General features: G+C 67.5%; 16 protein-coding genes. 6 read left to right on the top strand and 10 right to left on the bottom strand.

The features are described from left to right. Window positions 1-50 precede the first annotated feature (50 nt). From AC1DW3_RS10610 to AC1DW3_RS10590, 5 genes are all read right to left on the bottom strand, one after another. Complete coding sequence (locus AC1DW3_RS10610) at window positions 51-2,756, bottom strand: immunoglobulin domain-containing protein (protein ID WP_477931200.1); 2,706 nt, start codon at window positions 2,754-2,756, stop codon at window positions 51-53. A 150-nt stretch (window positions 2,757-2,906) separates the two neighbouring features. Beyond that, entirely contained in the window at window positions 2,907-3,590 is a 684-nt protein-coding gene (locus AC1DW3_RS10605; RefSeq protein ID WP_477931199.1) for a CAAX prenyl protease-related protein, read from the bottom strand. Between the two features lie 78 nt (window positions 3,591-3,668). After that, complete coding sequence (treF, locus tag AC1DW3_RS10600) at window positions 3,669-5,237, bottom strand: alpha,alpha-trehalase TreF (RefSeq protein ID WP_477931197.1); 1,569 nt, start codon at window positions 5,235-5,237, stop codon at window positions 3,669-3,671. Next, window positions 5,234-6,478, bottom strand: coding sequence for an MFS transporter (locus tag AC1DW3_RS10595; protein ID WP_477931195.1), 1,245 nt, complete (start codon window positions 6,476-6,478; stop codon window positions 5,234-5,236). The genes treF and AC1DW3_RS10595 overlap by 4 nt, the downstream gene beginning before the upstream one ends. Before the next feature lie 44 nt (window positions 6,479-6,522). Then, on the bottom strand, window positions 6,523-9,039 hold the full coding sequence (locus AC1DW3_RS10590; RefSeq protein WP_477931193.1) for a TonB-dependent receptor: 2,517 nt from the start codon (window positions 9,037-9,039) through the stop codon (window positions 6,523-6,525). A 222-nt stretch (window positions 9,040-9,261) separates the two neighbouring features. Between AC1DW3_RS10590 and AC1DW3_RS10585 the strand changes: the two genes are divergently transcribed. Together AC1DW3_RS10585 and AC1DW3_RS10580 are read left to right on the top strand one after the other, a co-directional pair. Continuing rightward, window positions 9,262-10,023 (top strand): UPF0149 family protein, encoded by a 762-nt coding sequence (locus tag AC1DW3_RS10585; protein WP_477931191.1) that lies wholly within the window; start codon window positions 9,262-9,264, stop codon window positions 10,021-10,023. Continuing rightward, window positions 10,023-10,787, top strand: coding sequence for a metallophosphoesterase (locus tag AC1DW3_RS10580; RefSeq protein ID WP_477931189.1), 765 nt, complete (start codon window positions 10,023-10,025; stop codon window positions 10,785-10,787). The genes AC1DW3_RS10585 and AC1DW3_RS10580 overlap by 1 nt, the downstream gene beginning before the upstream one ends. A gap of 330 nt (window positions 10,788-11,117) precedes the next feature. On the opposite strand, the gene AC1DW3_RS10575 is transcribed toward AC1DW3_RS10580, so the two are convergent. Together AC1DW3_RS10575 and AC1DW3_RS10570 are read right to left on the bottom strand one after the other, a co-directional pair. Continuing rightward, window positions 11,118-11,450 carry a hypothetical protein gene (locus tag AC1DW3_RS10575; protein WP_477931187.1) on the bottom strand — a complete coding sequence of 111 codons (333 nt, stop codon included), beginning with the start codon at window positions 11,448-11,450 and terminating at the stop codon, window positions 11,118-11,120. 148 nt (window positions 11,451-11,598) lie between these two features. Then, on the bottom strand, window positions 11,599-12,066 hold the full coding sequence (locus AC1DW3_RS10570) for a DUF5071 domain-containing protein (protein ID WP_477931185.1): 468 nt from the start codon (window positions 12,064-12,066) through the stop codon (window positions 11,599-11,601). Between the two features lie 477 nt (window positions 12,067-12,543). Here AC1DW3_RS10570 and AC1DW3_RS10565 point away from each other — a divergent pair, with 477 nt between their 5' ends. Continuing rightward, window positions 12,544-15,375 (top strand): carbohydrate-binding protein, encoded by a 2,832-nt coding sequence (locus AC1DW3_RS10565; protein WP_477931183.1) that lies wholly within the window; start codon window positions 12,544-12,546, stop codon window positions 15,373-15,375. A 73-nt stretch (window positions 15,376-15,448) separates the two neighbouring features. On the opposite strand, the gene AC1DW3_RS10560 is transcribed toward AC1DW3_RS10565, so the two are convergent. Both AC1DW3_RS10560 and AC1DW3_RS10555 read right to left on the bottom strand, forming a co-directional pair. After that, on the bottom strand, window positions 15,449-15,994 hold the full coding sequence (locus tag AC1DW3_RS10560) for a hypothetical protein (protein WP_477931181.1): 546 nt from the start codon (window positions 15,992-15,994) through the stop codon (window positions 15,449-15,451). A gap of 425 nt (window positions 15,995-16,419) precedes the next feature. Next, entirely contained in the window at window positions 16,420-17,397 is a 978-nt protein-coding gene (locus tag AC1DW3_RS10555; RefSeq protein ID WP_477931325.1) for a DMT family transporter, read from the bottom strand. A gap of 54 nt (window positions 17,398-17,451) precedes the next feature. On the opposite strand from AC1DW3_RS10555, the gene AC1DW3_RS10550 reads away from it, so the two are divergent. Next, on the top strand, window positions 17,452-18,123 hold the full coding sequence (locus AC1DW3_RS10550; protein ID WP_477931179.1) for a hypothetical protein: 672 nt from the start codon (window positions 17,452-17,454) through the stop codon (window positions 18,121-18,123). Here AC1DW3_RS10550 and glpD read toward each other — a convergent pair. Further along, window positions 18,107-19,588, bottom strand: coding sequence for a glycerol-3-phosphate dehydrogenase (gene glpD / locus AC1DW3_RS10545; RefSeq protein WP_477931177.1), 1,482 nt, complete (start codon window positions 19,586-19,588; stop codon window positions 18,107-18,109). The genes AC1DW3_RS10550 and glpD overlap by 17 nt on opposite strands. Before the next feature lie 22 nt (window positions 19,589-19,610). Between glpD and glpK the strand changes: the two genes are divergently transcribed. Together glpK and AC1DW3_RS10535 are read left to right on the top strand one after the other, a co-directional pair. Further along, on the top strand, window positions 19,611-21,077 hold the full coding sequence (glpK, locus tag AC1DW3_RS10540) for a glycerol kinase GlpK (protein WP_477931175.1): 1,467 nt from the start codon (window positions 19,611-19,613) through the stop codon (window positions 21,075-21,077). A gap of 134 nt (window positions 21,078-21,211) precedes the next feature. Then, a complete protein-coding gene (locus AC1DW3_RS10535; protein ID WP_477931173.1) occupies window positions 21,212-21,700 on the top strand; it encodes a hypothetical protein in 489 nt (162 codons plus the stop codon). Window positions 21,701-21,748 lie beyond the last annotated feature (48 nt).

Below are 21,748 nucleotides of genomic sequence, written 5' to 3'. Positions count from 1 at the left end.
ACGCAGTAGCGCCGGGCGACACCGCCGCCCTGCCCCATTCCGCCCCGAACTCAGCGCATCACGCGCACCCGCGCCGCCGCGAACGGCTGCACGCGCCCGTTGACCTCGATCTGCAGGCTGCCGTTGGCGAAGTACAGGCGTCCCAACTTGGCGCCATTGCTGAACAGCGTGATCTCGCCATTGCCATTGCTCAGCGCGCCGTTGGGACCGTTGAAGACCAGGGCCAGGCTGCCCGCCGCCACGTGAGGCGTGCCGGCGACGTCAAAGGCGAAATTGACGTAGCTGAAATGCGTCTCCGTGAGCCTGTCGTCGCTGCTGCGCACCGTGGTGGTGACCGAGAAACTGCCGCCCGTCAGCGTTGCACTCAGCGCCAGCAGGTTGTTGCTGATGCGGGTGCCGGCGGACGGCGTGAGGATGGCCGTCTGCACGACGCTGTCGCCGTTCAGCAGGCCGGCCAGCTTGACGCCGGCGCTGCCGGTCACCGTGTAGTCGCTGCCGGCGCTGGCATCGGCCATGCGCAAGTCGCTCAAGGTGATGGTGGCGGAGCCATTGATCGGCGAGCCCAGGCTGGTCAGGCTGTAGTCGGCGCTGGCGCTGCCGTTGTAGCGGGTGCCGTCGTCCACACAGTCGGTGAAGCGGGTGGCCAGCACGCCGCTGGCCGGCAGGGCCTGGCCCACCGCGGGTGTCGCGCCGCCCAGCGTCGTGCTGACGCTGCCGCTCTGGCAGACGGCGGCGCTGCTGCGCACACGGCCCTGGTCGTCGCTCACTTGCAGCGGTGCGCTGACGGCCTGCAGCCAGATGCTGCTGGTGCCCAACAGGCGCATCAGGTTGGCCTGGTCGGTCTCGCCGCTGCTGGCGGCCTGCACAGTCAGCAGTGCACTGGCGCTGAGCACCTCGCCCTGTGAATTGCTGAGTCGCACGCTGTAGAGGGCCCCGCTGTCGGCCAGTGTCAACGCGGGCGTGGTGTAGGCGGCCGAGGTGGCGCCGTTGATGGCGCTGCCGTTCTTCAGCCACTGATAGCTGGGCGCGGGGTTGCCGCTGGCGAGCACGACGAAGCTCGCCGTCTGGCCGGGCGCCGTGGTGACCGCGGCGGGCTGGCTGGTGATGCCCGGCGCGGCCAGCACCGTGGCGGTGACGCTCAGCGTGGCCTCGGCGCTGCTGGCGCTGCCGTAGGCGTTGCGCACGACCAGGCGGTAGCGGGCGCCGTGATCGGCGAGCGCCAGTGCGGGCGTGGTGTAGGTCAAAGCCGTGGCGCCGGCGATGTCCACGCCGTTGCGTTGCCACTGATAGCTGAGCGGCGCGCTGCCGGCGACCGTGGCGGTGAAGCTGGCGGTGGCACCCACGAGGGCGCTGGCGCTTTGCGGCGCTTCGGTGATGACCGGCAGCGTGGCGGGCTTGACGTTCAGGGTGGCCGCTGCGCTGCTGACCTGCCCCAGGCCGTTGCGCACCACGCAGCTGTAGCGGGCGCCGTCGTCCGCCAGGCGGGCGGTGACGCTCAGCGTGTCAAAGGTCTCGCCGGGCAGGTCGGCGCCATTGCGTTGCCACTGGTAGCGCAGCGCGCTGCCGCTGGCTTTCACGCGGAAGTAAGCCTGCTGGCCGGCCACCACGGTGCGGTCCGCCAGCGTGCCGAGCAGCTGGGGCGCGGCGGCGTCGGCGAGCACGAGGCAGCTGGGCAGCGTGATGTCGGTGGCCGAGGGGCCGACGGCCAGTGCCGGGCTGCTGCGCTCGAAGGTGGTGGCGAGCAGCTCGGCCAGCGAGTTCTTGCGGATGGCGACGCGGAATTTGCCCGCAGTGTCGGTCACGGCGGCGTCCATGCCGGAGTAGTCCAGGCCGGTGGCCTGCACATACGTCCAGGCGGCCGGCTTGCCGGCGCTGTCGTTGACGCAGCCGTTGACGAAGATGGTGTCCATCTCCATGTCGGCATTCCAGCTGCTGAAGTGGCTGACCGTGCCTTCGTAGTAGCTGCCGTCGGTGGTCGTCTTCAGCGTGGCCTGGCCGTCCTGCACCCACTGGCCGGTGGCCTCGTCGAGGTGGAACAGCGGCACGCTGGCCGGCGGCGTGGCCGAGCGGCTGGCCAGCGGGATGCGCACGGTGGCGGTAGCGCCGGCCTTGAGGTTGAGCTTGTTGCCGGCGGCGTCGCGCAGGTCCACGTTGATGGCGCCGAAGCTCTCGATCGCGCGGCCCGTGCTGGCGACGTAGCGGCCGGGCATGGCGGCGGGGTCGCGGGCGGGGTCGATGACGCTGAGCCTGGCGCTGAGGGTGCCGGTGGCCGCGGTGCTGCCGCCGTCGATGACGAAGCCGTTGGCCGGCAGGTCCACGCTGGCCAGCGAGTTGGCGGCGCGCAAGGTGCCGGGGGCGTCGGCGCTGAAGGTCTGCGCCTTGCCGGCAGCCACCAGACGCTGGGTGATGGTGGTGGCCTGGTTGGCCGTGACGGGCAGCGGCAGCACGGCGTCGAGATGGCCGTCGGCCTGGATGCGCAGCACCACGGCGCTGGCGGGCGCGAGCGTGCCGAGCGTGAAGCGGCCCTGGGCATCGCTGACCGTGCTGGTGCCGGCGGCGCTGATGCGAGCGCCCGGCACCGGGCTGGCATCGGCGGCGTTGAGCACCTGGCCGCTGATCTGGCCGGTGGCGGCTGGCGTGGTGGGTGGCGTGGGCGTTGCGGGGCTGTCGCCGCCACCACCGCCACAGCCGCTCAACAAGGCGGCCAGGCAAAGGCTGGCGAAAGCGCCACGCAGGCGCTGGGAACTGAAAGACATGGGACTCCCTGGTCTGGACTGCACCGGCGCTGTTTCGCGCCTGACGGCCCGCGTTGACGCAGGGCGGGCGCAGTGTAGAAAGCGCCTCAGGGGGATTTCAGGGTTCTCCCTAGAACCGCAGGCCCCATGATCCAGGGGGGATGCCAGGGGTCACCAGAACTCCCAGCGCCCGGTCCAGATGACCCAGATGCCCAGCAGCCCGTTGGTCACGGCGTGGGCGATGACGGCGCTCCACAGCTTGCCGTTCCTGCGGTAGAGCAGCGCGTAGGCGAGGCCCGCGACAACGGCGGCCAGCCACAGCGTGTGGGCCAGTGTGAAGACGAAGGTGGACAGCACGATGGCGCGCGCGCCCACCGTCTGCGGGTCGACGCGCTCGAAGCCCGGGTGCTGCACCCAACGCATCAGGAAGCTGCGCCAGAACAGCTCCTCCATGACGGGCACGACCAGGGCGGCGCCCATGAGGCGCAGCATGATCAGCGTCCAGATCGGTTGGCCGTCGGCGTCCAGCGGCACGAAGCTGGCGGTGGCCGAACCGAGCTGCATCCAGGGTGCGTCCAGCTGCACCCAGATCGCGAAGACGGCGATGCCGACGACGACGGCCCAGCCGGTCTCGCGGGCATCGGGCAGGTTCTGGCGTACCAGCTCGCCGTAGCCGCGCCAGTAGTAGGCCAGCAGGCCGGCGACGATGACGGTCTGGGCGCCATAGATCCAGCGCGCATCCAGGCCGACGTCGGCGGGCAGATAGCCCCGCAGGGCCAGAAAGCCCATGAAGACGAAGAAGGGGATGCAGCGGGCGAGGGCGGCGGGGCTGAACGCGGGCGTGTCGGCAGGCATGTCGGACGCCAGCTTAGCCCGGCGTCGCGACGATTCGCGCCGCCGCGGCCCCCCAAGCCTCAGGGGTGGGCGCGGGAACTAAGACTTCAGCAGCCCGTCCTTGAAGGCCGCGAAGACGCCATTGGTCCAGCCGAAGCCGTCCTGGGTCTCGTACTCGCCGCCGCCGCCGGGCTTGTCCTCGGCCACGTCGTACTTCTCCAGCAGCCGGCCGGTGGCGAGGTAGACGCGGTGCACGCTGGCGCACCAGCGCGCGGCGATGTCGCGGGCGAGGGCGGCGTGGCCGTAGCGGGCCAGGCCGAGGGCCGCCATCCATTGCAGCGGCGCCCAGCCATTGGGCGCATCCCATTGCTGGCCGGTCACGAGGGCGGTCGTCAGCAGGCCGTTGGCACCGAGCAGATGGCGCTGCACCTGGGCCGCCATGGCGTCGGCCTGGGCGGGCGATGCCATGCCGAGGTACAGAGGCACGAGGGCGGCGGCCGTCAGCGGGCGCGGGTCGGTGGCCTGGCGCCAGTTCAGGTCGGCGAAGTGGCCAGCGTCGGCGCGCCAGAAGCGCGTCTGCAGCAGCTGGCGGCGGGCGGCGGCGCGGGCCTCGAAGGCGTGGGCCGTGGCGGTGTCGCCGCTGCGCGTGGCACCGAGGGCGATGGCGTTTTCCAGGCCGGCCAGCAGCGCGTTCAGGTCGACGGGTGCCAGCGCTGTCGTCTCGATCGTCGCGATGTCGGCGGGGTCGGCGCACCAGCGGCCGGAGAAGTCCCAGCCGCTTTCGGCACCGGCGCGCAGGTCGCGCCAGACGTCGGTGGGCGTGCGGCCCTTGGCTTCCTCGGCCGTCAGCACGTCCTCGCGCCAGCTTTCCTCGCGTGGCGTGCAGCGGTCGTCCCAGTAGCGGTTCAGCAGCGCTCCATCGGCCGTGCGCAGCACGCGGCGGTGGGCCTGGCCGGCGCCGAGCGTGGCTTCGCCGGCCATCCAGAAGGCGTGCTCGGCCTTCAACGAGGCCAGGTGGGTGGCGAAGCCGGCGGCGGGGTCGTCGGCGTGCAGCAGCTCGACCATGCGGAAGAAGAAGGGCGGCTGCGAGCGGCTCAGCATGTAGCTGCGGCTGCTGTTGGGGATGAAGCCGTGGGTCGCGATCAGGTGGGCGAAGTTGGCGAGCATGTGCTCGGCCAGGTCGCGCCGGCCGTCGGCGACCAGGCCGAGCATCGTGAAATAGCTGTCCCAGTAATAGAGCTCGCGGAAGCGCCCGCCCGGCACGACGTAGGGGCGCGGCAGCGCGAGCAGGCTCTCGCCTTCCTGGGCCTGGGCATGCTCGCGCACCAGCAGCGGCCACAGCGCGCGGATGTGCTCGCGCACGCCCAGGCGCGGGCCGACGGCGTCGTCATGGCCGGGCAGCACGAAATGGGCGTGCACGAAGTCCGGCAGCGAGAAGCCGGGCAGGCGGCGCTCGGCCTCGAAGCGGGCGCGGATCAGCGACGGCGCGGTCTTGGGGCGGGCGTCGACAAAGCTCTTGCCGTCACCGAAGACGCGCGTCATCTGCACGGCGACAAAGAGCTCGCCATAGAGCTCATGGGGCGTGGCGGCTGCCGCGTGGGCGGGGGCGTCCGCATGGATGGGCGCGGTGGCGAGCAGGTCGCCGGGGCGCTGGGAGCGGGAGGTCATGACGATGCGAGATGCCGGCGCAGCCGGGTGAGCGAGACCGCCAGCGCCGCGACGGGCACCAGCAGCAGGCCGAAGGCGGTGGTGCCGTCGAAGGCGACGAAGAGGCGGCCGGTGATGAAGCTGCCCAGCGTGCCGCCGAGGGCGGAGAAGACGACGATGAGGCCGGTCATGGCCGCATGCTGGCGCTGCGGCAGCGCGCTCAGCATGGCGGAGTTGATGGCCGGGTAGATGGGGGCGAGCAGCAGGCCGGTCAGCGGCAGCAGATAGGCCGCGGGCGGGGCGTTCAGCCAGCCGATGTCACCGGTCAGCGGCTGGGCACCGCGAGCCAGTGGCAGCGCGACGAGGATGAGCGCGGCGATGCCGACCAGGCAGGCGATGACGACGGCGAACCAGCCCAGGCGGCCGATGACGGCGGCGCTGGTCAATCGGCCCAGCGCGGTGGTCGCCGGCATGATGACCGCCAGCCCCACGCTCATCGCGGTGGGCAGATGCAGCACCTCGTTGTTGAAGCTCGGCAGCCAGGTCGAGATGCCCTGCTCGATCAGCACGTACAGAAAGGCCGACAGCAGGAAGACGACGACCAGGGCCCTCTTCAGCAACGGCGCCATCGCGACGAGGTCTTCGCGCAGCGAGGTGTCGGTCGACTGGATCGGGCCTTCGTCCAGCGGGCTGATCAGCAGCAGCACAAAGGCGCCTGCCGCCAGCCCCGCCAGCAGCGGATAGACCTGCAGCCAGCCCTTGCCCTCAGCATGGGCTGCCTGGCTGAACAGCAGGAAGCCGCCCAGCACGCCGACCATGAACAGGCCTTCGAGCAGGTTGGTGAAGCGCGCATGGCCGGCGCGGTCCTGGGTGACCAGGCCGATCATGGAATAGGCCGACACCTTGACCAGCGCGAAGCCCGCGCCCAGCGTGCAGAACAGCAGCTTGATGGCCCAGAACGCCGACAGCACCGGCATGGCCAGGCAGGCCGCGCCGACGGCCGCGAGGGCCAGCAGCATGGCCCGCTTGAGGCCGAGGCGCGGCAGCAGCGAGGCGACGAGGAAGGACGTCAGCGCGATCGGCAGGTCCTTCCACGCGTCCAGCAGGGCGGCCTCGGCGCGCGGCACGCCCAGGGTCTGCACGACCAGCAGATTGACCGCACCCACGCTGTTCAGCAGTGCGCCGAACAGCATGTAGGTGAGGATGATGGCGAGCCTGATGCGCAAGCCGCCGCTCGACAGGGAGATGGAGGTGGTGGTCATGTCGAGTGGGGCTTGGAGTTCAGGCGTCGCCATCTTGGCGCGTCTCAGAACTGGAAGCCGACGCTCAGCTCATAGGCGCGGCCGAACAGCGGCCGCGCCAGGAACACACCGTCCTGGCCCGCGGCCTGGCCCGGCACGCGGAAGTTGCCCTCCGTCAGGCCGATCTTGTTGGTCAGGTTGGTGCCGGTCAGGCGCACTTCCAGGCCGTTGTCCATCGAGAACACGGCGCCCGCGTCGATGGTGCGGTAGGCCGGCAGCTTCAGCGTGTTGGTCTGGTCGGCGAAGCGCTCACCGACATGGCTGAAGGTCGCGAAGGTGCGCAGCTGGCCGAAGCCGGTCTGGGTCTGCCAGCTCGGGGTCAGGCGGGCCTGGAACTTCGGCGCGCGCTCGACGCGGTTGCCGCTGAACTGCTGGAAGTCCTTGTACTTGGCGTCCTGGAAGTTGCCGGTCGCCGCGATCTCGAAACCATAGCCCGGGCGCAGGGCCAGCTCGAACTCCAGGCCGGTGGCCTTGCTGTTGGGGCGCAGCACGACATTGCCGGCATTGGTGAACTGCTGGGTCTGAGAGTTGGTCAGCTTGTTCTGGTAGGCCGTCAGGAAGGCGCTGTAGAGCTTGGTGGCGGTCTTCAGGCCGATCTCGAACTGGGTGATGTCCTCGACCGAATCCTTGCTCTCGTTGGCACCGCGGCCGCGCAGCACGTCGAAGTCGGGCAGGCGGTGGCCCTTGTTGACGCGCACGAAGGCGCTGAAGTCGCGCGTGAAGGCGTAGTTGGCACCGCCGGTGAAGGAGCTGCGGCTGAGCTTGCTGTCGATCAGCGTGTTCGTGCCGTTGAAGTACGAGAGGTTGTTGTTGTAGATGGTCGTCGGGTCGGCATCGAGGTCGCCATTGCTGACGTTGGCGATGGTGCCGGTGATGCGCTGCGTCTCGCGGCGCGCGCCGAGGTCGATGCGCAGTTCCTTGTTCAGCTGCCACTCGTCGGCGATGAAGAAGGCGCGGGTGTTGCCGCTATAGCTCGCGTCGAGGTCGAAGGAGAAGGGCGGCGAGACATAGCCGTTGCGCGAGGCCTTGACGTCGTTGTCCAGGGCCACGTCGATGAGGCGGGCGTGGGGCTGCACCGTCATCAGCTGGGCCTGGCCCAGCGTCCACACGTCATGCGAGCTGTAGCCGGCCAGGTAGAGGCCGACGGTCAGGTTGTTGCCCGGCGCGATCTCGCGCGACAGGCGGGTCTCGTTGCTGGTCGAGCGCAACGCCTTGTCGACGGCCCACATGCCGTTGACGATGACGGGCGTGCTGCCGGTGACGGTGCCGCCGCCATTGGTGAAGGTGGCGGTGCCGGTGGTGGCAACGCGGCCTGCTGCGGCCACGACAGCCGCATCGCCGTTGGCTGCGGTGACCTGCGACGTGATGTAGCTCGACAGCGTCTGCGGGTTGGCGCCTGAGAACAGCGCATAGGTCGGCGTGTCGCCGGTGGTGTGGCTGAGCTTGTTGGTCAGCGTCCAGTCACCCAGCTTGGTGTCGAGGTTGGCGCCATAGGTCTGCACATCGGCGCCGCGGCCGTCGGCCAGGTCCTTGGTGACCGTGCTGCGCAGGATCTCGGGCTTGCCATTGGGCAGGGTGCGGCCCGAGGCGCGGCCGGTCTCGAGCACGATGTTGCGCAGCTCGTTGCCGTAGAAATAGTCCTTTGACGCATTGAAGCCGGGATAGCTGGATGCGCTCTTGCCGTCGGCCGAGCCCACGACGGGAATCGCCGTGAAGAAGGCGTTGCGGTCGCGCAGCGCGCGGGCATAGAGCTGCAGGCTGCCGTTGTCGAGCTTGCGGCTCAGCATGAGGCTGGCCTGGCCGCCGCTGTCGGCGGGGAACTGCGTGTCGCGCACGCCGTCGCTCTCGCGCCAGAAGCCACCGACCATGATGTTCCACTGGTCGCTGAGCTTGCCGGCATAGACGCCGTCGACGCGCTTCAGGCTGCCGGTGCCCGTCGTCACGCGCAGGCCGGCCTCGGGGTTGCGGCCGTCCTTCTGGATGAAGTTGACCGTCACGCCGGGCTGGCCGCTGCCGAAGATGGGGCTGGGGCCGCCGCGCAGCACTTCCATGCGGTCGATGGTGTCGTCCAGGCGGAACAGCTGCGAGTGCTCGAAGAAGCTCAGCGTGGGCAGGTGATACAGCGGCGCGCCATTGAGCTGGAAGGTCGAATAGGGACCGTCGCCCGGTGTCGGGAAACCGCGCACGCGGATGTTGGCGCCGGCCTGGCCGCCCGAGGTTTCCACGAAGATGCCGGGCACGGTCTTCAGGATGTCGGCCGTGCTGGTGGGCGCCGCGGCCTTGATCTGTTCCTCGGTGGCGGTCGTGATCGAGAAGCCGGCCTCCAGCTTGCGCACGCCTTCACGGCGCGCCGTGCCGGTGACGACGACGGCTTCGAGTTCCTTGACTTCAGGGGACTTGTCGGCGGGCTTGGCCGCTTCCTGGGCGAAAGCGCTGCCGCACAGCGCGGCGGCGGCCAGGGCGAGCAGTTGGGGACGGAAGGAGCGGACGCCGGCGCGCGGCGCGGCATGGGGCTTGGACATCTGTGGTCTCCGATGGTTGTTTGTTATCAATCCCGAAAGCCGGCGCGGCCGTCGCCACTTTCGATGGACCGGACTTTGAGGGCAAATGTTATCGATGTCATTTGGGTTTTTACCAATGTGGCCGATCGTTGACATCGATGACATCGATTGCGGTTCTAGGGGGTTGAACGTTTTCGGCGCAACGGCTTGCCCGAAGGGGGCAAACCCCGACAATCCGCGCCCATGAGCACCCAAGACCTCACCGACGCCGAGTTCGCCGAACTCGACGAACTCCTCGCCGCCACGCCCGAGCCGCTGCAGCCGCTGGACGCCTCCATGCTCGATGGCTACCTCTGCGGCGTCATCGTGCAGCCCCGCCTGATCGAGGCCGACGAATGGCTGCCCAATATCTTTGACTACGACGGCGGCCTGCTGCCCGAGACGGTCGATGCCGGCTGGCTGGACAAGCTGACCCAACTCGTCGAGCGCCGCCATGCCGCGCTGAACCGCGGCCTCGTCGAGGACGGCTGGTTCGATCCCGTCATCCTCGAGGTCGAAGAGGACCAGGAGCCCGACCCGCTGCCCGAGGACGCCACCGAGGAAGAGCGCTCGGCCCGTGCCAGCTATGACGAGCTGGGCCCGATCTCGCGCGCGCTGATGCCCTGGGTCGCCGGCTTCCAGCACGCGGCCCTGTGCTTCCCCGAGCTGGCCGACATGCCCAACGAAGACGTCAGCGCGGCGATGGCACGCCTGTACCGCCATCTGCCGGCCGAGACGGCCGAGGAAAAGGAAGTCGTCGCGACGCTGAACCGCGAGCATCCGCTGAAGGACCTCGACGATGCGATCGAGGAACTCGTCGTCACGGTGGCCGATCTGGCCGACCTGACCGAGACCGAACGCTACCGCGTCGAGACCATCAAGCGCGACACGCCCAAGGTGGGGCGCAACGATCCTTGCCCTTGCGGGTCCGGGCGCAAGTACAAGGTCTGTCACGGTTCCAACTGATGCGCCTGCAGCTCCTGTCGGACCTGCATCTCGAGACGGAGTCCTACCAGCCCATCCCCGCACCCGGCGCCGAACTGCTCATCCTCGCTGGTGACATCGACACGACCTGGCGCAGCTTCGAGCTGTTCCGCGGTTGGCCGGTGCCGGTGCTGTTCGTGCCTGGCAACCACGAGTACGACCGCCGCGACGTGGACGAGGCGCGTGAAGCGCTGCGCACCCATGTCAAGGGTGTTGGCCTGCGCATGCTCGATGACGAGTCTGTCGTCATCAGCGATGCGCAGAGCCGACGCGTGCGCTTCGTTGGCAGCACGCGCTGGTGCGACTTCGACGCCTTCGGTCCCTCGGGCCGTGACCGCGCGATGCGGGCGGGGGGCTACTTCCAGAACGTCATGCAGTCCACCCGCCACGGCGAGCCCTTCGGCGTCGATGCCGTGCGTGTGCTGGCGCTGGAGCAGCGCGCCTGGTTGGCCGATGAACTCGCACGTAAAGGCGATTGGGACGCCACCGTCGCCATCACCCATTTCGCACCCAGCCTGAAGAGCGCCGACCCGCGCTACGGCCGCCAGCCGGGCACGGCAAGCTTCTGCAACAACGACGAAGACCTGCTGCCGCTCGCCAGCCTGTGGATCCACGGCCACCTGCACTGCCGGCACAACTACCGTGTGGGCGAGACGCGCGTCATCAGCAACGCCCGCGGTCACAGCAAGCGCGGCGAGGCCGATGGCTTCGATGGACAAAGGGTGTTCGAAGTCTTCCAAGCTTGAGGTTCAACGGACTGAGTAGTTGAGTTCTCAGCACGCTGCCGGGTGCGGAAAGCAGGGGCAGTCGGCCTAACCAACTGCTGCTTCAGGCTGAGGCTGTGTGAAAACGCCACCGGGTGGCGGGCCTGCGGGAAAGCGACCTCTCAGATCGCGTCAGGATCAACGATTGCGTGGGCGCCCAGGGTATCGAGACCCCTGAAAGGCCATCGAGAGCGAGTTTTCACACAGCCTCGGCTGAAAGCGGTCTTCCACCGTATCCAGCTCAACGCAGGTAATGAGCCTGCACGCGAAGCGCGGAGATGTTCGCGAGCGCAATCTGCCAAATTGGCCTGCTCAATGACCGTGGTGCGTGTACTTGCCAATCAGGCCAACCACAAAGACCACCCAGCCGATGCCGAAGACGAGCCATCCGATCTTGGCCCACGGCGGCGGCTGGATGATCTGATCCCGCCTGGTGAAGGGCAAAAGGCGCCAAATCCAGTTCACGGGGTCGAAGCATGCCCCGAAGAAAAGGATGGCGGCCCCTGCGGCTTCGATGGCCCGAAACGGCTTTCCGTTGGCCTGATCGGCGATGGCAAAGTGGACGGCGAACAGGCTAGCGCCAAAAAGCAGCGTCGCGGCAATGATCTCTAGGGCGACGGAGCGAGGGGGCAGGTCGGAGGACATGGGCGTGCCGGCGATTTTTGCCCAACTTCTAAGCTTACGGCCGTGCCGCCCGGCTATTGGTGCTGCCAGCCGCTCCAGGCTGCTTGCTGTCATTGGCCGCGTCAGCTCAAAAGTTGGCGATCAGCGCTCCTCAGCGCGCCGAGACCGGTCACCGCTCAAGTGCAGCAAGCAACTCACGCATGCGCTTGATCTTGTGCTGTTTCCACATTTCGTTTCCGCCGTGGCTCTCGAGCCCCTTGTCGATCATGAGCAAAAGTGCCCAGACGTCGAGGCCATAAAAGTCATGCTGATCGACCATCCGTTCGAGTTCAGGGCGAAGCTTCTCGACAATGGGAGCCGGCCAGTGCGGTAGTACATATCGCAGCAACGCATGCTTCCGGGCGGGCTTGATGGGAGCAGTCAGCGCGTCGCGGACCAATCCAAGCGCGGGCTCACCGAGCTCTGCAAAGAAGGGGCGGACGATCAACTCGACTGGCGATCCGCTCGTCTCCAGCCACTGAAACAGGCTTTTCAATATTGGCTCAACCGCCGGGAACCCGAGGGCGATGATCGCCTGCGCATTCTCGACATCTGCACTGTGCCTTGGCAGCATTTTTGTCAGGTCAGCTCTATTCATTGCGAGGGCTCACAGGGCTTTTTGTGTTCAAGGGAGCGAGGGTAGGCACACCTCGCTGACGCTCGCAAATTCTGACTCTGCTGGGCTGTCCGCATACGCTGCATTGCCGACATCCGGCGGCATTGCTGGTTGTCCTACCCGCCGTTTCTCTTGGTGGGCCGAGGTTTGCATCGCGGCCCGCTGTGGCCGCATCGGTGAATGTCCCCGGGTCGCGTTACCAAACGTCCCGCCGCCGCGGGTCGGCCCCGGTGGTGCCCGTCGGGTCTATGGCGAATCTGAAGCCAGCCTGAAGCCTTCCCAAGGTTTTGAAGCTTCAGTCCTTGCGCCCTGCCGGGGCATCGTGATTGGCGCTGCCGTCGTCCCTAGAGTCGTTTTCGGCCCGCACCAGACGGGTCTCGTGACGACTACTACGGAGACAAACCAATGCACACGACCCCGGCGCTTCGCCGACTGATTTCCTGCCTGCCTTTCCTGGCCATGGCGACCACCCTCCACGCGGCCACCTTCCAGGCCGAAAGCGCCTCGCTGAGCGGGGGCACAAGCACAGCCACCGACCACACGGGCTACACCGGCAGCGGCTTTGTCGGCGGCTACGTCGACGGCAACAAGGGCAACGCGCAGACGAGCTTCACCGTCAACGCGGCGGCCACCGGCAACTACACGCTCAAGCTGCGCTATGCCAACGGCACCGGCTCGGCCAAGAGCCTGACGCTCTATGTCGACGGCGTGTCCAAGGGCCAGGTCAGCCTGGGCGCCACCGCCAATTGGGACGACTGGCTGGTGCAGACGACCACCGTCGCGCTGACCGCCGGCAACCACGCCATCGCCTACAAGTTCACCAGCGCCGACAGCGGCAACGTCAACCTGGACAAGCTGGACGTCGATGCCGTCGTCACCGGCACCGGTGGCCCGCAGGCCGAGGACGCCACCCTGAGTGGCGGCGCCACCGTCGCGACCGACCACACCGGCTATCAGGGCAGCGGCTTTGTCGGCGGCTTCACCGATGGCAACAAGGGCAATGCCCAGGTGGCCTTCAGCGTGACGGCGGCCACCGCCAGCAGCCACGAGCTGGCGCTGCGCTACGCCAACGGCACCGGCGCGGCCAGGACGTTGACGCTGTTCGTCGACGGCGCCTCCGCCGGCCAGGTGACGCTGCCCGCCACGACCAACTGGGATTCCTGGGCCGCGCAGACTTCCACCGTCACGCTCAGCGCCGGCGCGCACACGGTGGCCTACAAGTTCGGATCAACCGACAGCGGCAACGTCAATCTCGACGCGCTCACCGTCACGGCCGTGACCGGTGGCGGCACGGGCAATCCGGCGGTGACGCCGGCCGAGGCCGAGACCTGGTTCATGTCCGGCGGCGCCGCGGTGTCGACATCGGCAACGGGCTACAACGGCAGCGGCTACGCGGCCGGCTTTTCGAGCAGCGGCGCGCGGGCCATCCGCACCGTCTTCATGAGCGGCGACGGCAGCGCCACCGCCAGCCTGCGCTACCGCAACACCAGCGGCAGCGCCCGCGTGCTGGACGTCATCGTCAACGCCGCCAAGGTGGGCACGGTCAGCATTCCCTCCGGCAGCGGCTGGACCACGATGAATCTGCCGCTGACGCTGCGCACCGGCCACAACACCGTCGGCCTGCAGGCGGCATCGGCTGGAGCCGACGTCGGTATCGACAGCCTCACCGTGCCCGGCGAGCTGACGGCCGCCGTGCGCGGCGCCACCGTGCGCACGACGCTCTACGAAGCCGAGACAGCCTCCACCAACGCCACCGTGCTGACGGCCAGCCGCACGCCCTTCACCGTGCAGTCCGAGTCCAGCGGCCGCAGCCTGGTGCGCCTGGCCAACACCGGCCACCAGGTCAGCTTCACGACCACGCAGCCGACCAACTCCCTGGTGTTGCGCTATTCCATCCCCGATGCCCCGGGCGGCGGCGGCCAGTCGGCCACGCTGGCGCTCTACGCCAACGGCAGCAAGGTGCAGGACCTCAACCTGACGTCGACCTATGCCTGGGTCTATGGTGGCTACCCCTTCCGCGGCGTGCCGTCGGATGGCACACCGCGCCATTTCTACGACGAGATCCATGTGCCGCTGGCCAGCTACCCGGCCGGCACGGTGTTCAAGCTGCAGAAGGACGGCGGCAACACCGCGGCCTATTACGACATCGACTTCATCGAGACCGAGGTGGTCCCGGCCGCCTATGCCATGCCGGCCGGTGCCTTCTCCATCACCAGCTATGGCGCGGTGTCCGGTGGCGGCGATGCCACCTCGGCCTTCCAGCAGGCCATCGCCGCGGCGCAACCCTCGGGCGGCGTCGTGTGGATTCCGGCCGGCAGCTTCAAGCTCAGCTCGCGCATCAACATTTCTGGCGTCACGATGCGCGGCGCCGGGCCCTGGTACTCGACGGTGGAGCTGGGCAACGATGGCCACGGCGGCCTCTACGGCACCGGCAGCAACGTCAAGCTGGCGGACTTCCTGATGCTGGGCAAGGTCACGCTGCGCGACCCCGACGGCCAGGTGATGACGGACGCGCCGCTGGAGGGCAACTTCGGCACTGGCTCGCAGTTCCAGAACCTGTGGTTCGAGCACACCAAGGTCGGCATGTGGATCGACTCGGGCACCAACGGCCTCTATGCCAGCGGCCTGCGCATCCGCAATGTGTTTGCGGACGGCGTCAACATCCACGCCAATGTGCAGAACGTGGTGATGGATCAGAGCGTCGTGCGCAACACCGGTGACGACGCGCTGGCGATGTTCTCGGAAGGTGCGGCGGTGACCAACAGCGCCTTCGTGCGCAACACGGTGCAGTCGCCGGTGCTGGCCAATGGCATCGGCATCTACGGCGGCAATGGCAACCGGGCCGAGTACAACGTCATCACCGATACGGTGGTCGGCTCGTCCGGCATCACGGTCAGCTCGCGCTTCAGCCCGGTGCCCTTCAGCGGCACGACGCGCATCACCGGCAACACCCTGGTGCGCACGGGTGGCTTCGAGCCCAACTGGAACGACCAGTTCGGCGCGCTCTTCCTGTTCGCCGACACGTCGAGCATCACGTCGCCGGTCGTCATCAAGGACCTCATCATCCAGGACAGCACCTACTCGGGCATCTACATCAGTGGGCCCAACCAGCTGCAGAACGCCGTGTTCGACGGCGTGACGATCTCGGGCGCGGGCACCTATGGCATCCACATCAAGTCGGGCGGCAATGCGAGCTTCCAGAACGTGACGGTCAGCGGTGCGGCCCAGGGTGGGTTGAGCAACACGGGCGGCTTTGTGCTGAACCGCGGAACCGGCAACAGCGGGTTCTGAGCTCCAGCCGACTTTGCAGGCATGGCGCCTTCACGGGCGCCATGCCCCAGCTTGCGCCGGCAAGGCACGGCCTTCAGTCCAGCCGCAATTCCTCGACACGCTCACCACCTCCGGCGGCCACCAAGCGGACTCGCAAGACCTTGGGTGCCGTGGCGTCCAATCCCAGCACCTTTTCCTGGTTGTATTGAACCAATGGGCGCTCCTTCACGAAGACAAGGGCAATACGCCGCCGCTCCACGATATCGGTCCAGGTGCTTCCGAAGCTTCCTCTTTCAATGGCCACGAACTCCGCGGTTTCATTTCCGGTTGAATGAGTCTGCTCGGACAGGCCACGCTGAAAAAGCAATAGGGCGGCGTAGAGGAAAACGCCAATGAACAAGAAAATCACCGCGGCGAGCCTGAGCGGCTTGAACCAGGGCGGAAAGAGGTTCAGTCGGTTAAAAAGCGTCCAAAGAACAATTGCAAGAACGCACAAGACCGCGCCCCTGAGCAAACTATGGACTGCTGGAGTGAACAGCACGCCGCCGTGGAGGTCTGCCCATTGGAAAAGTAAGCATGAAATAGTTGCAAGCCCGATGGCAAGAAATGGCTTGCTTTTTATGACTGCGCGACTTTTCATCACTTGATCTTGATTACCGGGCCGACATTGACACTTCCGCCGCTTCCATTTGAACTCTTGGGAGGAGTCGTGGGTGGTTTCGTTTGGCACGTGACTGCTGCGCGATGGCCAGCGGAAATAACTGGGGGATCATCCGGATTGTCGCCCAGCCCGCTAATTGCAGCGAACGCCAAATTTCGAGCCAAGACGGCTACGTTGTTTGCATCAGGGTGGCCAGTATTCCCTCAACGATTTCTACGCACGGCATGGTCTGAGCCGTGCGATATGCGGAATCAGCGCAAGCACAAGTAAAAACAGCGAAAAACCCTTTTTCATTGTTACTCCCAAAGTAAGGGCCGCCAATGTATCGAATAATGTTTTGAGGCAGATAGGTGCTGACGAGTCGCCAATAACGGGGACATGGAGCTCAAAAAAACGGTGCGTGCTCAGCAGGCGTTGGGAGAGCTTGTGGTCGGCTTGATGCGCAAGGCCCAGACCACGCCGGCGATCAACAGCAGCACGCCCGCCAAGGTCGCCGGCGGCGGCATGCGCTGGTTCCACGCGAAGGCATAGGCCAGCGCCGCCAGCGTCTCGAAGACGATGAGTTGGCCCGACAACGAGGTCGGCAGCCGCTGGCTGGCTTCGTTCCAGCACAGCGTGCCCAGCCATGACGAGCACAGGCCGATGGCTGCCATCAGGCCGATGAAGGCCAGAGGCCTGTCACCGAATGGGAAGACATAGCCGGCCGGGATCAGCGTGTCCGGCGCCATCAGGTGCACGAGCGCGAGCAGCAGCACGCCGATGGCGGCCATCGGCAGCGTGACCAGGCCCTGGGCCGTCGCCCAGGCCCGAGGACTGCGGTCGCTGTGCGCGCGCAGCCAGTCGGCATTGCGAATCGGATACCAGGTCCAGCAGGCCACCGCGGCGATGGCCAGCAAGGCGCCTTCGGCATACCGGCGCGGGTCGCCGGCCTCGGCCTGCAGCACGGCCAGCTCGTCGCGGTTCACGCAGGCCAGGCCCGCGGCGATCAGCAGGAGCGAAGGTGCCAGCTTGGCCCATGGCAGATGGCCATCACGCACGCGGTTGCGGTGGTTGGCGCAGATGGCGATGACGACCGGCAACGTGCCGATGATCATGGTCGGCAGCGGTGCGCCGGCCCGTTGGATGGCGGCCGACAGGCAGAGGTAGTACAGGAAGTTGCCGATCAGGCTGAGCTTGGCGGCCTCCCACCAATCGCCCGGCAGCAGTTCGCGCAGCGCGCGCCGGTCCAGGGCCAGGGCCAGCGGCAGGGCGATCAGGCCGAAGGCCAGGTAACGGCCCACCGTCAGCAAGGCGGGCGCATAGCCCGGCAACATCACGGGCGCGACAAACACCAGCCCCCACATCAGCCCGGCAGCGAGGGCGAACAACAAACCAAACAGCATGGCCGGCATCATCACCCATGCCTTCGTCACGGCAGGGCGCTAGGCTCTTTCCCCATGCGTCCCGCCTTCGTCTTCAGCCTCGCCCTCGTCGCCTGCACGGCCCAGGCCGGCCGGCCGCTGCAGGCCGAGGACGCCGCCGTCATGGACCCGCGGGCCTGCGAACTCGAAGGCGCCCATGGCGACTGGCGCCTGGACGGCGCCGGCCAGCGCCAGACCGGCCTGCAGTTCGGCTGCGGCATCGGCTGGGGCACCGAGGTCGCGCTGAACGTCATCCGCCCGCGCGAGCTGGCGCTGAATGGCAAGACGATGCTGGCCAGCACCGCCTGGCCCGACGGCGACGCCCAGCTCACGCTGGCGTGGAGCCTGTCGCACCGTCACGTCGAGACCGTGTGGCGGCGCAGCAGCGCCGGGGTCATCCTCGTCGGCAGCCTGCCGCTGACGCGCGACCTGACCCTGCACGCCAACCTCGGCCACCAACGCGACGAGATGCAGGGCCGGCGCAGCACGACCTGGGCCCTGGCCGTCGAGCATGGCGGCTTTGGCGAGGGCGGGCGCTGGCAACCGATGGCCGAGGTTTTTGGCGACGACCGCGGTCGGCCCTGGGCCAATGCGGCGCTGCGTGTGGCCCTGCTGCCCGATCGTGTCTTTGTCGATGCGTCCTATGGCCGCCAGTTCAGTGGTCCGCGCGCGCGGCTGAAGACAGCCGGCTTCAAGCTCGCGTTCTGAACCAGTCCGCCACGGCCTCGCGCTGCTCGGGCGTGTAGTGCAGGCCCAGCTTGCTGCGCCGCCACAGCACGTCCTCGGCGCTGGTCGCCCATTCGTGTTCCACCAGATAGCGCAGTTCGGACTCGAACAGGCCCGGCGAGATCTCGGCACCGGGCGGTGCTGCGAGGAGCTCGCGCGCCTGGCTACCGTAGGCGCGGGCGATGCGTCGCACACCCGCTCGGCCTGGATGCGCGGCCTGCAGTTCGGCGGCAAAGGCTTCGATGTTCACGCCATGCGCGCCGAGGTCGCCACCGGGCAGGGTCGTGCCCGCCGTCCATGGCTTGCGCGCATCGCCAAGCAGTTCGCCTATCTGCGTCGCACCGTCCTCGGCCAGCTTGCGATAGGTCGTCAGCTTGCCGCCCCACACGTTCAGCAGCGGCGCGCCGCTGTCTGCGTCGGCCTCCAGCAGATAGTCGCGCGTGACGGCCGAAGCCGAGCCGCCTTCGTCCAGCAGCGGTCGCACGCCGGCATAGGTCCACAGCACATCGGCCGGCTGCACCGGCTGGGCCAGGTAGCGGCTGGCCTGCTCGCAGAGGTAGGCCACTTCATCCTCGGCGATGGTCGCGCGTGAGGGCGGGTCCTCGTGCTCGGGCAGCTCGACGTCGGTGGTGCCGATCAGCGTGAAGCGGTCCTGGTAGGGGATGGCGAAGATGATGCGGCCATCCGCGTTCTGGAAGATGTAGGCGTGGTCGTGCGTGAAGCGCTGGTTGACGACGATGTGGCTGCCCTTGACCAGGCGCAGGCCGCGCGCCGGCAGCGGCTGGCCGCTGGCGCCTTGCGTGTGGTCGCGCAGGAAGCGCTCGGCCCAGGGGCCGGTCGCGTTGACGAGGGCCCGCGCACGCAGCTGGCGGCCGTTTTGCAGCGTGACTTGCCAGCCGTCCTTGCCGCGCACCGCCCGGGTCACGGCGCAGCGCGTCAGCACCTCGGCGCCGCGGGCTTGGGCGTCCTGCGCGTTCAGCACGACGAGGCGGGCGTCGTCCACCCAGCCGTCGGAGTAGACAAAGCCGCGTGTGAATTCGGGCTTGAGCGCTGCGCCGTAGAGGCTGCCCGCCAGGCGCAGCCCGTGCGAGCCCGGCAGCAGCTCGCGGCGCGCCAGGTGGTCGTAGAGGAAGAGGCCGATGCGGATCATCCACGCCGGGCGCAGATGCGGCGCATGCGGCAAAACAAAGCGCAGTGGCTGGATCAGATGAGGCGCGCTCCTGAGCAGCACCTCGCGTTCCTGCAGCGCCTTGCGCACCAGCGAGAACTCATAGGTCTCCAGGTAGCGCAGGCCGCCGTGCACGAGCTTGGTGGAGGCCGACGAGGTGTGCGAGGCCAGGTCGTCACGCTCCGCCAGCAGCACGCGCCAGCCGCGCCCGGCCAGGTCGCGGGCCAGGCCCGTGCCGTTGATGCCGCCCCCCACCACCACGACGTCAAAATCGCCCATACGGACACTCTAAATGACAGCCATGGATGCCTTGCTGGCTTTGGACCAGGGAACCTCTAGTTCGCGCGCTCTAGTTTTTGGCCGTGATGGTCGGCTGCTCGCTTCGGCGCAGCGCGAATTGCCCCAGCATTTCCCCCAGCCCGGCTGGGTGGAGCACGACGCCGAGGAGATCTGGACCCACCAGGTCGAATGCGCTCGCGAGGCTGTGGCCAAGGCCGCTGTGAAGGTCGCGGCCATCGGCATCACCAACCAGCGCGAGACCGTCGTGCTGTGGGACCGCAAGACCGGCCAGCCCCTGCACAAGGCCCTGGTCTGGCAGGACCGGCGCACGGCGGCCTTCTGCGAGCAGCTGAAGCAGCAGGGCCTGGAGCCGCGCGTGCGCGAGCTGACCGGCCTGGTGCTGGACCCATATTTCTCGGCCACCAAGCTGCGCTGGCTGCTGGACAACGTACCCGGCGCACGCGAACGCGCGGTCCGTGGCGAGCTGGCCTTCGGCACCATCGACAGCTGGCTGCTGTGGAAATTGACCGACGGCAAGGTCCACGCCACCGACGCCAGCAATGCCTCGCGCACGTTGATCTACGACATCCACCGCGGCGACTGGAGCGACGAGCTGTTGGCGGCCTTCGACATTCCGCGCAGTCTGCTGCCCGAGGTGAAGCCCTCGGCCGGCGTGTTCGGCCAGGCCGTCGAGTTCGGCGTTCCCATCGCCGGCATTGCGGGCGATCAGCAGGCGGCCCTGTTTGGCCAGGCCGCGCTGCAGCCCGGCCAGGCCAAGAACACCTATGGCACCGGCTGCTTCCTGCTGATGCACACCGGCACCCAGGCGCGCACGTCCACGCAAGGCCTCATCACGACGCGCGCCGCCCAGGTGGACGCCATCGCGCAGTACGCACTGGAAGGCAGCGTCTTTGTCGGCGGCGCCGTCGTGCAGTGGTTGCGCGACGGGCTCAAGGCCATCGGCGGCAGCGGCGAGGTGCAGGCGCTGGCCAGCAGCGTGCCCGACGCCGGCGGTGTCATGTTCGTGCCCGCCTTTGCGGGCCTGGGCGCGCCCTACTGGCGGCCCGATGCGCGTGGCGCGTTGCTGGGTTTGACGCGCGGTACGACGCAGGCCCACATCGCCCGCGCGGCGCTGGAGAGCATCGCTTTCCAGAGCGCGGCGGTGCTGACGGCGATGAATGCCGACGTGGATGCCGCGGATCGGCTGACTGAGTTGCGCGTCGACGGCGGCGCTAGTGCCAACGACTTGTTGATGCAGTTCCAGGCTGATTTGCTCGGCATTCCGGTACTGCGCCCCAAGGTCATCGAGACGACGGCACTCGGTGCGGCGCTGTTGGCCGGACTGGGGACGGGTGTCTACGAGTCCACGGAACAGATCGGCGCCATCTGGCAACTGGACCGCGCCTTTGAGCCGCGGATGTCTCGGGATGAAGCGGGTGCAAGGTTGGCGGAGTGGGATAGGGCGGTGAGGCAGGTGCTGGCTGTCTAAGCGGCACGGGCGGTCCCTCCGAGAACAAAGGCGGCGCGATGAATTAGGAGCTGAAGTCATATGCGAGAGCACTCGCAAAGCCGCTGGATGACCTCCTTGATGCAAATGCCGTGCTCCGGGAAGACATTCAACGATTGCTGAACAAATTCGCCGACGACTGGGACGACCAAACGCTTAGGCGGTTGCTGGTGCGCTCGTGCTGGGCCTATATCGAGGCCGTGGTCTATGGTCTGAGGCAAGTCACGCTAGCAGCGTGCACTTTGGGGTCAGTCGATATCAGTGCCAGGACCCGCTCCTTTCTGAGTGAGACAACAATTGTTGTGAACAGCAGCGGCGAGGCCAGGATTGAATTGGTGCGCACGGGCACCCTGAAGAACATCAAGCTGACTCTGAAGCTCGCCGCCAAGCACTTTGACGTCGAGTGGAGGCCCAACTTCGGAAACGAAGGATGGAATCAGCTACGCCAATCGTTAGAACTTCGTCATCGGCTCACTCATCCCAAATCGGCGCGAAGTCTGGTTGTCGAGAACGACGAGACAGAGAGCCATAGAGATGCATTTCTATGGTTTTCCAGAGGCTTCAACAACTTTCTTGAAAGTCTGAAGACTCGCCATGGCGCATAGCCGCTTCCAACAGGAGTGCGTCTTGCGGATGGCGTCGCCTACAGCAAG

This window comes from Roseateles sp. P2_H4, assembly GCF_056403315.1.
This window is presented reverse-complemented; position numbering and strand designations above follow the sequence as displayed.

What these genes read in the sequence shown, in the direction of transcription:
- AC1DW3_RS10590 (WP_477931193.1), bottom strand. Translation starts at nt 9,039, where the DNA reads ATGTCCAAGCCCCATGCCGCGCCGCGCGCCGGCGTCCGCTCCTTCCGT.
- AC1DW3_RS10585 (WP_477931191.1), top strand. Translation starts at nt 9,262, where the DNA reads ATGAGCACCCAAGACCTCACCGACGCCGAGTTCGCCGAACTCGACGAA.
- glpD (WP_477931177.1), bottom strand. Translation starts at nt 19,588, where the DNA reads ATGGGCGATTTTGACGTCGTGGTGGTGGGGGGCGGCATCAACGGCACG.
- AC1DW3_RS10565 (WP_477931183.1), top strand. Translation starts at nt 12,544, where the DNA reads ATGGCGACCACCCTCCACGCGGCCACCTTCCAGGCCGAAAGCGCCTCG.
- AC1DW3_RS10605 (WP_477931199.1), bottom strand. Translation starts at nt 3,590, where the DNA reads ATGCCTGCCGACACGCCCGCGTTCAGCCCCGCCGCCCTCGCCCGCTGC.
- AC1DW3_RS10595 (WP_477931195.1), bottom strand. Translation starts at nt 6,478, where the DNA reads ATGACCACCACCTCCATCTCCCTGTCGAGCGGCGGCTTGCGCATCAGG.
- AC1DW3_RS10555 (WP_477931325.1), bottom strand. Translation starts at nt 17,397, where the DNA reads ATGCTGTTTGGTTTGTTGTTCGCCCTCGCTGCCGGGCTGATGTGGGGG.
- AC1DW3_RS10610 (WP_477931200.1), bottom strand. Translation starts at nt 2,756, where the DNA reads ATGTCTTTCAGTTCCCAGCGCCTGCGTGGCGCTTTCGCCAGCCTTTGC.
- treF (WP_477931197.1), bottom strand. Translation starts at nt 5,237, where the DNA reads ATGACCTCCCGCTCCCAGCGCCCCGGCGACCTGCTCGCCACCGCGCCC.
- AC1DW3_RS10560 (WP_477931181.1), bottom strand. Translation starts at nt 15,994, where the DNA reads ATGAAAAGTCGCGCAGTCATAAAAAGCAAGCCATTTCTTGCCATCGGG.
- glpK (WP_477931175.1), top strand. Translation starts at nt 19,611, where the DNA reads ATGGATGCCTTGCTGGCTTTGGACCAGGGAACCTCTAGTTCGCGCGCT.
- AC1DW3_RS10570 (WP_477931185.1), bottom strand. Translation starts at nt 12,066, where the DNA reads ATGAATAGAGCTGACCTGACAAAAATGCTGCCAAGGCACAGTGCAGAT.
- AC1DW3_RS10575 (WP_477931187.1), bottom strand. Translation starts at nt 11,450, where the DNA reads ATGTCCTCCGACCTGCCCCCTCGCTCCGTCGCCCTAGAGATCATTGCC.
- AC1DW3_RS10580 (WP_477931189.1), top strand. Translation starts at nt 10,023, where the DNA reads ATGCGCCTGCAGCTCCTGTCGGACCTGCATCTCGAGACGGAGTCCTAC.
- AC1DW3_RS10550 (WP_477931179.1), top strand. Translation starts at nt 17,452, where the DNA reads ATGCGTCCCGCCTTCGTCTTCAGCCTCGCCCTCGTCGCCTGCACGGCC.